The sequence below is a fragment of the Paenibacillus phyllosphaerae genome (assembly GCF_014192105.1).
Classification (GTDB): domain Bacteria; phylum Bacillota; class Bacilli; order Paenibacillales; family Paenibacillaceae; genus Paenibacillus_Z; species Paenibacillus_Z phyllosphaerae.
In genome coordinates this window covers 751,440-763,821 of sequence record NZ_JACHXK010000002.1, presented here as the reverse complement: position 1 = coordinate 763,821, position 12,382 = coordinate 751,440, and the positions used below count along the sequence as shown (strand labels likewise).

Here is a 12,382-nt window from a genome sequence, read left to right as displayed (position 1 = left end):
AGACGCAATTTTTCAGGCCAACCCTGGTCAAGTCCATTCCCCTCTAATGCATCAAAAGGACTCCAATGAGTAAAAAAGATATCTGCTCCAAGATTTGCAAGCTCACGACAAATAGCCGTTCCAATTCCCATTTCTCTGCTTACACCCGTTACAATAGCAATTCTATTTTTCAAGGATGACATCTTTTCCTCCCGAAGTCATGGATGAATTATTACACTAGTATGAACAAGTAAACCTAGCTACTTCCGCATATGTATTTCGACTCCCCTTTAGCCTAACACATCTAACTTTACCTAATTATAGGAAAATACTGATATATAAACAAGATATTCCCCCAAGTTTATGAGCTGGTCTTCGAGAAGATCATTGAAGCTAAACTGCCCGATAGTTGAACGCCAAAAGGAGCAGCTGCCGTGGCGGCAAACTGCTCCTGTATGGCACTGAACTAATGTTCCTCGTTAGGCATAATGACTTGCTGTGATACGATTCATCGCGCTGTCCCTAACCTGCAAGTTTAATGGTAATCTACAAGAATGCCCTTCTTAGCGTTATAAGCTACAAAATTTACAACGATTACCCAGATAACAGACGACAGCATCAATAAGAGCAAGTCGGGAGAAACGAACGCGTTCACGAAATGGTTTGTAAAATACGAATGATTTCTTCTTCGATAACGGAATCGTCAACAGTATCCAGATACTCAGGACTAATCACTTGATACTGTTTCATCTTATAAAATTCCATAACGGCTTGTTTCAAGGTTAGATCATACCATTGAATACTAAAGGTCGGTTCCATAATGCGCCGAAGCGTAGCATCGTCTTGAACTAAGGACAGTGCAACGTGCATTCTGTTAAAAATCTTCTTATCCACACCAGATTGAAAAAAAGATTGTAAATTTTTAATTCTATTTTGTTGAGCAACGGAAATATTTTCAAAAAGACGTGGATAAAAATCCTTGAGGTCTTGTAGGAACAAATCGGATAAATAAATAACACCTATTAACGATTCCAGAAACGTTTTTTGAAATCGATCAATATATGAAAAGGAATCATCATATACAACGGTGTCAGCCTGCTGCAAGTATTGAATTCCATACTCTACAACCTGTTCGATGATTTCATCTTTGGATGAAAAATGCTTGTAAAGCGTCACTTTACTAATATCCATATGTTTTGCGATATCGTCAATTTTCAGTTGGCTGAATCTGGTTCTTCTAATTACAGGTTTGATTTTATTAAGATATTGATCTGCGCTCATGGGTTTTCTCACGTTTGAAGCCTCCTCTACCGCTCGTCAAATCATATTATATCAAAATAGAGGCATCAATAAACAATACTTAAAAATATTATTAAATTAACTATTTTAATTTATTTAGTTTACTTAGTTTATTTTTCAATATATAATCTCTCTTGTAATGAATATCCAATCAAGGAAGGGATAACGGTCTCATTAAGCGATATCCATTTCTCGAAATCACATTAAAAAGGAGATTACACAATGAAAATCACAGTTCTCGGCTCACTCGGCAATATTAACCGCAACTACCTCCCATCCCTAATCGCAGACGGCCACGATGTTACCGTCATCACAAGCTCCAAAGATCGTATCGCCGACATCAAAGCGCTTGGTGCCAAACCATCGGTCGGTTCAAACCTCGACGTCGAATTCCTCGCGCAGGCTTTTGCAGGTAGCGACGTCGTCTACCTCATGATTTCAGGTATCGATTATGCCTCTGGCACTGACATGTGGCAGAGCGCCAAAGTTCTTTCTGAAAATTATAAGGCCGCAGTGCTAAAATCAGGCGTAAAAAACGTCGTCAACCTCAGCTCAGTCGGCGCCGACAACCCAAACGCAGGCATTCTCTACAGCTATCATTTTGCAGAAGAAGCGCTAAACTCGCTTGAAGATGTGAACGTTGTCCACATCCGCCCTGTTGGCTTTTACAGCAATCTTTTTGCCGACATGCAAAGCCTAAAAACCCAGCAGACCATATTCAGCCCAATTTCAGTTGACATCCCACAAGGCTGGGTCAGCCCCGTTGATATCGCGGACGTCGCTTACGCCCTGATTTCTCAAACCCCATCGGGTAAAAGTGCGAAGTTCATAGTTAGTGACTGGGCCACTGGTAACGACTGGCTCAATGCCCTTGCTGAGAATGGTATCGAGGCCGAATACCAACAAATCCCTATTGAAGCTCTCGCTGAGAATATGAAAAAAATCGGCTTCCACGAAAACACTGCCAACGCCTTTGCCCAAATGAACCTCGCCTGCGAGAACGCCGACGAGTTCTACGCCAGTCTCCGTGCCACCGACTACCACCTCGGTAAAGTCAAGGTCGGAGACTTTGCGAAAGTTTTTGCAGATGTGTATTTTAAATTTGTTTAAACAGCGAGAATACTGTTTAACCTGCGGATGAGAAGGCGTCTAAGTGAGCTATTTCTTTCGATAACTTGACCCGGAGAATCTTGAGATGGCAGCCTGTAATCCGGCTCTAATCTCAGACATCGAATAGGGTTTACTATGACTTGGTTTTGACATATAAAGAACAAAGCTCGCTGAAGTGACAGCGAGCTTTGTTCTTTAATGATGAATGAGCACAAAAAAATAACCATACCTGTGATAAGGTTCATATCCGTGGACTTTAAACTAATCTGCCCGATCGTTCAACGGCAAGGGGAGCAGCTGCCGCAGCGGTCAAACTGCTCCTGGATCATTAAACTAAAGTTTCCCGATAGTTCAACGCTTCATGTACTTTATTCTTTCCCAATTACTTGGTACATGTAGCCTGTTTTTCCTTCAACAACAGGCAAATAGCATGTAAATCTTGGTGTTTTAATTTCTTCTCGCTAATCCATTCGTTTCATCGTTTGCTCCATGATTCCATAATCAATTGCACCACGGAATATTTCTCGAATAACTCCATTACGATCGATGGCATATGTCGTCGGATATGCAACAACTCGGTAGGCTTGCATGATTTCCTCTTGTTCGTCGAGAACAATCGGAAAGGTTAATCCATATTTCTCGATAAAGGGTCCAACGTCTTCCATACTCGCTTCGGTTGTCGTGAGGTTGACCCCGAGAATGACTACCTCGTCTTTGTAATCCTCATAGATGTTCTGCATATGCGGCATTTCTGCTCTGCATGGCGGACACCAGGTTGCCCAGAAATTAAGAAATACTTTCTTTCCGCGAAAGTCCGAAAGGTATACCGGCTCACCATGCGTGTCAACAAAGTTCAAAGTTTGGCGCAACTTCGTCTTGATCGATTCCTACAGAAACTTGACCTTTGACACTGTTATCAGTTTCTAATGTATCGTTTGGTTTTGTATAATCATAGACCCCATATCCTGCGAGCAAGAGTAGGGAAATAATTCCAATTAAACTTTTCTTCAAGTCCTCTTCCCCCCTGTGCTTAAAGCGAAATATCGAAAAGTGCGAATCTAGCGAGCCATGCACCGATTTTTTGCATATGGCCAGTAAAGAGAAGCAGACCCATGGTAATAAAGATCAGGCCGTTAATCATTGACAATACTGGAACATAGCGATTCATTTTACCGATAATGCCGGTAGAAACCGTTAATAAAACCGCGATCAACAAGAACGGTAGACCCAACCCTAACGAATAGAGAGTCAATAATAAGATGCCGCTCCACATGGTTTCAACAGCGCTGGCCATCAGCAAGATCGAAGACAGCGCTAATCCAACACACGGTGTCCAGCCCGAACCGAAAGCTAAACCAGTCAAGAAAGACTTTGTCATACCGCTGTTAGTGGACAAGTTAGCTGCATCCCAGGTTTTATTCGACATTAACCACCGGAGATTTAACCACCCCATCATCTGCATTCCAAATACGATGATAAGAAATCCACTCACCATTTGTACCAAATCCCGGTACTCTGCAAGCATACTACCGACCATTGTAGCGGAAGCCCCCATTGCGATAAAGACAAGGCTGAAGCCGACTATAAAGCTTATCGACCGCATCACAAGCAGCTTACGATCAACTTCAATCTTGCCGTTCATAATTGAAGCACCCGTGAGATGAGATACGTATGCGGGGACAAGCGGGAAGACACATGGCGAGAGAAATGAAAGTGCTCCCGCCGTGACGGCAATAAGCAACCACAAATGCGCCTTTACCTTGATCAAACATTAGAGGACTAACCGTAAGTCGAGCCGAACAAGCTCGGCTTTTTCACATCTAATTAATAGAGCGGAACTGTTGAGCTAATTGTGCCCTCTCTCTCCCTCCCCCCATACCCCATCTATCATCATCCCCCCCACACACACTTGGTGGTGGTGTCTGTCACACAAGCACTGCATAAAAATCCCACACGCGCACGCACACACACCACCCACTCAGCCCCCCCCCCCCCCACACTGTATAAAAATCCCACACGCACATGTATTGCATATCGAACATATGTTTGTAGTATAATAAGAACGAAGGTTTTAACGAACAAATGTTCTGTTTTTCCAAAGGGGTTGGAGTTTTGAAACGGATGGTATCCAAATCACCCCTGCTTCCGGCGGAAGAGGAAATTGTCATGGTGAAAGAAATTCTGATCCTGACGGTCATGATGGATCTGCTCGAATTGGAGGTACGCAAGCTGAAGACGCCGCAGTTAGGCCTGAAGATGCTTCACATCTATACCCGTAAGCTGCGAGGGATTCAGGACCAACTGCCGCGCGAGCTGCATCGCATGCAGCGGGAGCTCAAGGCGCGGGGCGTGCGGATCATCGAGACGCACCGTGCAAAGGGGCAAGTGAAGGCCCATTACCTATGCCGCGGCTATGAATACGAGATGCTCCTGCAGGGCGATACGATCAAGGCCGAAATTGAAGTCAAGCTGGCTTTTCACTTTAGCGTCGATCTTACAGAAGAGGATCGGGATCGGAGCGATAAGACATGAGCGCTATCTTGCGTCCATTCGTCCGGCGCGACAAACGCACAGTTCTGCTAGCGGATTGCCAAAGCTTCTACGCCTCGGTGGAGAAAGCCGCCAATCCGAGCATCCGGAATAAGCCAGTCGTGGTGGCTGGCGATCCGAAGAGACGAAGCGGGATTATTCTCGCGGCCTGCCCGACAGCCAAAGCCTATGGGGTGACAACAGCCGAGAGTTTGCGTGACGCCGTGAAGAAATGTCCCGAGCTCGTCGTGGCCCTCCCCCGCATGCGCCACTATATCGACATGTCGATCCATATTACGCGAATCCTCGAATCGTACACGGAACTAGTCGAGCCATTCTCGATCGACGAACAATTCGCCGACGTGACGAACAGCCTTGCCCGCTTCGGCTGCAATCCGATTGAACTGGCTACTCACATTCAGATGCGGATACTGCAAGAGACAGGAATTTACACGCGCATCGGGATAGCCGAAAACAAGATTCTCGCCAAGATCGCCTGCGATATCTTCGCCAAGAAAGACCCGGAAGGCGGACTTCATGAAATTACCCGGGACAACATCTCCGATCTATGGAGCCACGAGCTGAACAAAATGTTCGGCATCGGCACCCGCACGATGATGCATCTGCACAAGATCGGCATCCGCAATATCGGCGATCTGGCGGCAACGCCGCTTGAGACGCTGAAGCGCAAGATGCGCGTTCTGCTTGGCCGCAATGCGGACATCTGGAGCGAGGTGCTGTGGCGCACGGCCAACGGGATCGATGATTCGCCGGTTAATCCCGATGCGTTCGATACGCAAAAGGGCATCGGCCGGCAGACGACGCTCCCGGTCGATTACCACACGGCCGAAGACATTCACGTCGTACTGCTCGAGTTGTCCGCGTTGATCTGTGAGCGAAGCCGCAAGAAGCATTACCAGGGCGCAGTCGTGAGCGTCGGCGTGCAGGGCGCGGATTTCGACAAGCCGACCGGGTTCAGCCGGCAGATGAAGCTGGATGTGCCGACGAATCTGACCCGCGAAGTGTACGCCGCCGCGAAGCAGGTATTCGAGAAGCATTGGAACGGCCTTCCTGTCCGCAAAGTATGGGTGCAGTTGGGCAGCCTGATCTCCGATGAAGCCGTGCAATTGACGCTCTTCGATGATCGGCACCGCCATCTCGTGCTGGAGCAGACGATGGACGGCATTCGGGACGCCTACGGGCCAACGGCCGTTTTCTTCGGCTCCTCCGCCTCCCGCTCCGCCCAATTAACCAACATTGCCAGAAAAATCGGAGGTCATCTCAAATGAGCAAAAAACTGCAGGGCAACGGATTATTCGAATCGTCGCGCATGATGCTCTTCGAGCATCGAGACGCCTTGATCGCACGGCAACAGCAGCCTCACCCGGCTAGCTACACCTCGCGTCGTGGGCTTGACGAGCAGCACCGCGAAGAGATCGCGGCGCGTCTAGGGGCCGCACTCTCCCACGGCTCACCTATTCGGCTGACGGTTGCAGATTATCCGGACAATCGCATCATCGAGGGCATCATTACGCGTTACGATGCCGCCGGACGCCGAATTCGCCTGAACGACGAACATTGGGTCAGGCTGGAGAACATTATCGATATGGAGGAATAATTGGATAAACTTCTACCCAAGTTTGGAACCTCTGCGCTATAATAGGGACACATTCATATTCGACACAATTCGACTATTTGCGCTATTTATCCGATTTTGGGGGAGATTGCTTGTCCTTTTCACTTCACCTGCGAACAGGCTTCGCCATTATATCCGCGGTCCTCATCATTCTACTCTCCGCACTTCTTAGCATGACCATGTCGAAGCAAACGAGTCTGAACATTCAAGAGGAGATCGGGGACTCTCTATCCAACACCTCCTACCAGCTCGCTGACAAGCTGGATCACTACATGTGGTCAAGGGCCGGGGAAGTCGACGTACTCAGCACGCTCGATGCGCTGCAGCGGCCCGATCAGCCGGCGGCTATTCGCAAGCTGCTCGATCAGCTCCAGACGAGTATCCCTTCCTTCACCTGGGTCGGTTATATGGACGCCCAAGGGAATGTGGTCGCTTCGACCAACGGCATTCTAACCGGGCAGAACATCGCCCAGCGGCCGGTGTTCCAGAATGGCATCAAGGGTACTTTTATTGGCGACGTGCATGAGGCCGTACTGCTCGCCAAGCTGTTACCGCCGAATCCGTCAGGCGAGCCGCTGCAATTCGTTGATATTAGCAGACCTGTCCACAATACGCAGGGTGAAGTAGTCGGCGTGCTCGCCGCTCACCTCAGTTGGGAATGGTCACACGAGGTAGAAGACACCATTCTGCAACCGCTTAAAGATCGCGCGAACAGCTATGAGATCTTCATCGTAAGCAAGCAGGATAATACGGTTCTGCTCGGCCCTGATCCGTTGGTCGGCTCGAAGCTCGAACTCGCCAGCATCGACAAGGCGCAGCACAATGAGAATGGCTGGAGCACCGAAACATGGCCCGACGGCAAGCAGTACTTGACCGGCTACGCTTACGGGGATGGATACTTGAAATACCCGGGTCTTGGATGGACGGTTCTCGTCCGCGAGCCGGTCGAAATCGCCTTCGCTTCCGTACATACCTTGCGGAACCAGTTTATCCTTCTAGGTGTGGGGTCGGCGATTGTCTTCGCAATCCTCGGCTGGTATGCGGCCGGTTTCGTATCCAAACCGCTCAAGCGTATCGCCGTCGCGGCCGAACGTCTGCGCAAGGGAGAAGATGTGCAAATTCCGCATCATCGAGGCATACGCGATATCGAGATGCTGTCGACCTCCCTCATCAGTCTGGTCAACGATTTGACCCGTACCGAACGCGCACTCGACCGGATGGAGAACTTGGCGCATCATGATAAACTGACGGGCCTGCCCAATCGGATTGCGCTCGATTCTTACATTGAGGAGTCAAAGGAGTGGGCTTCGAAAGAAGGCCATACCCTCACCTTCCTGTATCTGGATCTGGACGGCTTCAAAGGCATCAATGATACCTTAGGCCACTTGGTCGGCGATGCGCTCCTGCAGAATGTGGCCGCTAGGCTGCAATCGTGCATGCGCAGCAATGAGATCGCAGCAAGGCTGGGAGGCGATGAATTCCTGGCTATCTTGAAGACGACGACGCCTGAGCGAGCGATCGCAGAAGGATCAATCGCCGCCGAACGGATCATCCAGACGTTAAATCAAGCGTTCGTCGTGGAAGGCAGGATCGTCAAAATTGGCTGCAGCGTGGGCGGCGCTGTCTGGCCGGCACACAGCGCCGATCCGATCGATGTCATGCGTCTGGCCGATGAAGCGCTCTATGCCTCCAAACGGAGCGGCAAGAACCGCATCACCTTCGCAGGAAGCACACACACGAATCACAGCGTTGGTTAACCGCATAACGATCGATCGAGTAGGAGGCTACCCATTAGTTGAGTAGCCGACCTCTCACACCACCGTACGTACCGTTCGGTATACGGCGGTTCAACCGTTTAAGTGCAGTTTCCGAAGATGCTCGTATCGGACCGGGAAGTCATAATACCCTGCCTGTGTGAGCTTTTCGTTTGTTACAGAGCGATTCAGCACTGCGCTTCCGGCAATACGCCAGTAGCCCAGCCTTGTATTCCCCCATTGGTACGCTTGCCGATCCGGGACCCCCAACTTCCGCAGGTTTTGCACCTTTGTTCGCGGCTTCTTCCATTGCTTCCAAATGTACATGCGCAGACGCCTTCGAAGCCATTCGTTCCAGTCTTGCAGAATTCGCTTCATGTCAGCTACGTAGAAATAGCCGATCCAGCCACGAATGTAGACCTTTACTTCCTCCATCACTTGCCTGGCGTTCTTGCCTCTGCTTCGGCTCGTCAGCTCTTTCAGTTTCTTCTTTGCTTTGGTGAGAGATTGCGGATGGGTGCGAATGTATACACCGTTTCCGTTCTTACCGAGCGCGAAGCCAAGGAATTTGAAATGCTTCCTTGCGAACACACTAACAACCTTGCTTTTCCGCGTGTTTAGCTGGAGTCTCAGCTTGTCCTCGAGGTACTTCCGGCAAGATTCTAGAAGCCTTGTTGCTGCCCGCTTGCTTTTCGCCAGTACCACGATGTCATCTGCATAGCGGATGACGATCACGCCTCGGCTTTCCATCTCCTGGTCGAATTCGTTCAGATAGATGTTTGCCAATAGCGGCGATAGCGGTCCTCCTTGTGGGGAACCTTCCTCTGTCTCTCTTCTTACTCCGTTTTCCATGACTCCGCTTTTCAGATATTTCTTAATTAAGTCGGAGACACGCTTGTCTTGGATTCGCTTGCGGAGAAGGTTCATTAACAGTTCGTGGTTCAGCGTATCGAAATATTTCGAGAGGTCGATTTCTACCGCGTGGTGGTATCCCTGTTCTGCATAATCTTTCACTTTCCGAATCGCTTGTTGCGCGCTCCGTTTCGGGCGGTAGCCATAGCTTCCGTCTGAGAAGAGCGGCTCGAACAGCGATTGCAGTTGCTGGGTGATCGCTTGTTGGATGACACGATCTACAACCGTCGGAATGCCGAGCTTTCTCACTCCGCTTCCATCCGGTTTGGGAATCTCCTTACGCCGCACCGGGCTTGGTTTGTATGTGCCTTCCCGAATACGTTGCAAAAGTTCGTCTCTGTTTTCCCGCAGCCACGGTAGTGCCGCCTCGACGGTCATTCCGTCGATTCCCGGCGCACCGTTGTTGCTTTTGACCCGCTTGTAGGCTCTGTTTAGGTTGTCCCTGTTAAGTATCTTTTCAAGCAGGTCGTGTGCACCGTCTCTTTCTCCACTTTCCCGAGCTCCGGCACTCCGCGCTCCCGCATACTCTTCGTGTTCCACACTATCCCTTTGAGGGCAGCCCTTTCGGTATTCTGCTTTCAACGCACCGGTTCTCCTTCCTGTGTGTACTCCAGACTTACGATTGTTCAGCCCTTCCGCTACCCGCGTTGCGGTTCGCGTACTATGGCGTCTGCTGACTTCTCACAGCTAGCTTTACTCCGTCTTTTCGGATTTTTTTCCCTACTCCACGTCTGTGAGATCTCCCCGGTAAGAGCGATAACTTTCCCCTCATCTATCTGCCACATCTACATGATAGGATTCGGGCAGTATTGGACTTTGCTTTGTGTAGCAAGCTTGTCCGTCCCATCATGCCTTATATGTGATTTCTGTTCGTCAGACCGAGGGTTTGCCTCCGGCTTCCTTCAGATTCCGCCTCGCGGCGGACACCCTTGCCTTCAGCTAACAGTTCCTACTGCCAAGCCTGTAGCGGACTTTCACCGCCTAGTTATCGCCCATGCCGGGCGCACTACATGAAGAAGCTTTGGCCGCTGCGGCCAAAGCTTCTTCTATTACCTACGCGTTCCAAGCGCAATGCGATCAGGCGCGTAGCAGCTGGCACCGCTTGTATCCCCTTTGGGTCGTACGCCAACCGACAGAGCGGATTTCGCGGCAGAGCGCGTCTTGATCAGTTTTATCCTCCCTAGACACAAAGGCCTGCTCACTGGATCGCGTTCGAGCCGCCTCCTCCCCTTTCACCCTCCACAGTATCCTGCAAGTAACTGGCTTACTTGAAAGTGCGTACTTCCGCAATTCGACCGAACCGCCTACAATTACCTCATCGGGCTCGAGCCGATTATCACCGGTGCACAGATGACAAAGCTACAGCGCATAGATTTTTGCAACAATCTAGGTACAGAACACAAGGTTATGAACAATAACGTTACGATAAAGGAGCACATTACAATGAAACTACAATTAGCCCTCGACCTGGTCGATATCCCTGAAGCAAAGAACGTCGTTAAAGAAGTTGCCGATTACATTGATATTGTCGAGATCGGTACGCCGGTCGTCATTAACGAAGGACTTCGCGCTGTAAAAGAAATCAAGGATGCATTCCCTTCCCTTCAAGTACTCGCCGACCTCAAAATCATGGACGCAGGCGGCTATGAAGTAATGAAAGCTTCGGAAGCTGGCGCGGATATCATCACCGTACTAGGCGTATCCGACGATTCCACGATCAAAGGCGCAGTCGAAGAAGCACGCAAGCAAGGCAAACAAATCATGGTAGACATGATTAACGTGAAAGACATCGCGGCACGCGCCCAAGAGATCGACGTACTCGGCGCCGACTACATCTGCGTGCATTCCGGCTACGATCATCAAGCGGCGGGCATCAACTCTTTCGACGATCTGAAGACGATCAAGCGCGTCGTGAAAAATGCCAAAACCGCAATCGCCGGCGGCATTAAGCTCGCAACGCTGCCGGAAGTCATCCAGGCGCAGCCGGACCTTGTAATCGTCGGCGGCGGTATCACGAGCCAAGAGGACAAGCAAAACGTCGCTGCCCAAATGCAGCAGCTCATCAAGCAGGGCTAATAACATGCCAGAAACCGCAGTTACCACAACTGACATTCTAGCCGAGCTGACGCATACCCTTCGTGCCGTGAACGCGGAGGAAATGGAAGCATTAGCAGCGGAAATCGCGGCCGCCCAGACCATCTTCGTCTGCGGCGCCGGACGCACCGGACTCATGATGAGGGCATTCGCGATGCGGCTGATGCATATGGGGCTGCGCGTATTCGTCGTCGGCGAGAGCGTAACGCCGGGCCTTGCGTCAGGCGATCTGCTGATCGTGGGCTCCGGCTCCGGCCAGACGAAGAGTCTCGTAGCCATGGCGGCCAAAGCACAAAGCTTAGGCGCCTCCATTGCTGCCATTACGATTGACCGCCAATCGGCGATCGGCCAAATGGCAAGCTGCGTCGTAGCTATCCCGGCACAGGCCAAAGACAGCAATACCGCTTCCATTCAACCGATGGGCTCCCTGTTCGAACAAGCGCTGCTCCTCATGCTGGATGCGATTATCCTACAGCTCATGGACCGGAACAGCCTTACCGCCGATGAGATGTACGGTAGACATGCCAACTTGGAATAGTGTATTCTAATGGGACACTTACTTTCTATAAGTAAGCGTCCCATTCATGTTGGAGCAAGGCTTAAGGAGGTGAACCAGCTTGGCCAAAGACATTCGTTCCCGTATTGAGATCGAACAGATTAACTGCGAGAAAGAACTGACCCTAGCGCTGATCGGGGGCAAATGGAAGCTCATTATTCTATGGCATCTCGGCATCGAAGGCACGCAGCGGTTCAGTGAACTGAAGAAGCTGATTCCGCATATTACCCAGAAGATTCTAACCAACCAGCTCCGGGAGTTGGAGGAGGATCAACTGGTGGAACGCACCGTCTATCCAGTCGTGCCGCCGAAGGTCGAATATAAACTGACCGAATACGGACAGAGCTTGACGCCTATTCTGCGCATGATGTACGACTGGGGCAAAAATTATGGCGAGCAAGTGTTGGGCAAAGTCCCTGGCGAGAACCAACCGGCTGATAACGTGACCGATGAGGACGATTCGGAATCGGCTTGAACAGAAGCGTGTGCACCGCGCTCCTGCCTCCTATGAAA

The 12,382-nt window shown here is 50.2% G+C and carries 13 protein-coding genes and 1 pseudogene; 8 read left to right on the top strand and 6 right to left on the bottom strand.

Going from position 1 to position 12,382, the window contains the following annotated elements; all coding sequences use genetic code 11:
- Both FHS18_RS07760 and FHS18_RS07755 read right to left on the bottom strand, forming a co-directional pair.
- Positions 1-182, bottom strand: a pseudogene (locus tag FHS18_RS07760) (SDR family oxidoreductase); the annotation flags it as partial.
- Positions 183-630: 448 nt separating this feature from the next.
- On the bottom strand, positions 631-1,272 hold the full coding sequence (locus FHS18_RS07755; RefSeq protein ID WP_183598632.1) for a TetR family transcriptional regulator: 642 nt from the start codon (positions 1,270-1,272) through the stop codon (positions 631-633).
- A 228-nt stretch (positions 1,273-1,500) separates the two neighbouring features.
- Between FHS18_RS07755 and FHS18_RS07750 the strand changes: the two genes are divergently transcribed.
- Positions 1,501-2,388 (top strand): NAD(P)H-binding protein, encoded by an 888-nt coding sequence (locus FHS18_RS07750; protein WP_183598630.1) that lies wholly within the window; start codon positions 1,501-1,503, stop codon positions 2,386-2,388.
- Positions 2,389-2,849: 461 nt separating this feature from the next.
- Here the strand turns inward: FHS18_RS07750 and FHS18_RS07745 are convergent, their stop codons facing one another.
- From FHS18_RS07745 to FHS18_RS07735, 3 genes are read right to left on the bottom strand one after another with little or no spacing between them, the layout of a single operon-like run.
- Complete coding sequence (locus FHS18_RS07745; RefSeq protein WP_183598627.1) at positions 2,850-3,245, bottom strand: peroxiredoxin family protein; 396 nt, start codon at positions 3,243-3,245, stop codon at positions 2,850-2,852.
- The gene (locus FHS18_RS07740; RefSeq protein WP_183598626.1) at positions 3,232-3,399 is read right to left on the bottom strand and encodes a hypothetical protein; all 168 of its coding nucleotides are present in this window, start codon (positions 3,397-3,399) and stop codon (positions 3,232-3,234) included. The genes FHS18_RS07745 and FHS18_RS07740 overlap by 14 nt, the downstream gene beginning before the upstream one ends.
- A gap of 19 nt (positions 3,400-3,418) precedes the next feature.
- Complete coding sequence (locus FHS18_RS07735) at positions 3,419-4,129, bottom strand: cytochrome c biogenesis CcdA family protein (RefSeq protein WP_343060444.1); 711 nt, start codon at positions 4,127-4,129, stop codon at positions 3,419-3,421.
- A gap of 380 nt (positions 4,130-4,509) precedes the next feature.
- On the opposite strand from FHS18_RS07735, the gene FHS18_RS07730 reads away from it, so the two are divergent.
- The 4 genes from FHS18_RS07730 to FHS18_RS07715 all read left to right on the top strand — a co-directional run bounded on the left by FHS18_RS07730 (position 4,510) and on the right by FHS18_RS07715 (position 8,310).
- Complete coding sequence (locus tag FHS18_RS07730) at positions 4,510-4,920, top strand: YhjD family protein (RefSeq protein ID WP_484549397.1); 411 nt, start codon at positions 4,510-4,512, stop codon at positions 4,918-4,920.
- A complete protein-coding gene (locus FHS18_RS07725; RefSeq protein WP_183598621.1) occupies positions 4,917-6,206 on the top strand; it encodes a DNA polymerase IV in 1,290 nt (429 codons plus the stop codon). The genes FHS18_RS07730 and FHS18_RS07725 overlap by 4 nt, the downstream gene beginning before the upstream one ends.
- Positions 6,203-6,535: a YolD-like family protein gene (locus FHS18_RS07720; RefSeq protein WP_183598619.1), complete on the top strand. Its 333-nt coding sequence runs from the start codon at positions 6,203-6,205 to the stop codon at positions 6,533-6,535. Before FHS18_RS07725 ends, FHS18_RS07720 begins: the two co-directional genes overlap by 4 nt.
- A gap of 110 nt (positions 6,536-6,645) precedes the next feature.
- Complete coding sequence (locus FHS18_RS07715) at positions 6,646-8,310, top strand: sensor domain-containing diguanylate cyclase (protein ID WP_246427489.1); 1,665 nt, start codon at positions 6,646-6,648, stop codon at positions 8,308-8,310.
- A 90-nt stretch (positions 8,311-8,400) separates the two neighbouring features.
- Here FHS18_RS07715 and ltrA read toward each other — a convergent pair whose 3' ends face one another.
- Positions 8,401-9,801 (bottom strand): group II intron reverse transcriptase/maturase, encoded by a 1,401-nt coding sequence (gene ltrA, locus FHS18_RS07710; RefSeq protein ID WP_183598617.1) that lies wholly within the window; start codon positions 9,799-9,801, stop codon positions 8,401-8,403.
- A gap of 861 nt (positions 9,802-10,662) precedes the next feature.
- Between ltrA and hxlA the strand changes: the two genes are divergently transcribed.
- From hxlA to FHS18_RS07695, 3 genes are all read left to right on the top strand, one after another.
- Complete coding sequence (gene hxlA, locus FHS18_RS07705; RefSeq protein WP_183598614.1) at positions 10,663-11,295, top strand: 3-hexulose-6-phosphate synthase; 633 nt, start codon at positions 10,663-10,665, stop codon at positions 11,293-11,295.
- A gap of 4 nt (positions 11,296-11,299) precedes the next feature.
- A complete protein-coding gene (gene hxlB, locus FHS18_RS07700) occupies positions 11,300-11,851 on the top strand; it encodes a 6-phospho-3-hexuloisomerase (RefSeq protein WP_183598612.1) in 552 nt (183 codons plus the stop codon).
- A gap of 79 nt (positions 11,852-11,930) precedes the next feature.
- Entirely contained in the window at positions 11,931-12,344 is a 414-nt protein-coding gene (locus FHS18_RS07695; protein ID WP_183598610.1) for a winged helix-turn-helix transcriptional regulator, read from the top strand.
- Positions 12,345-12,382 lie beyond the last annotated feature (38 nt).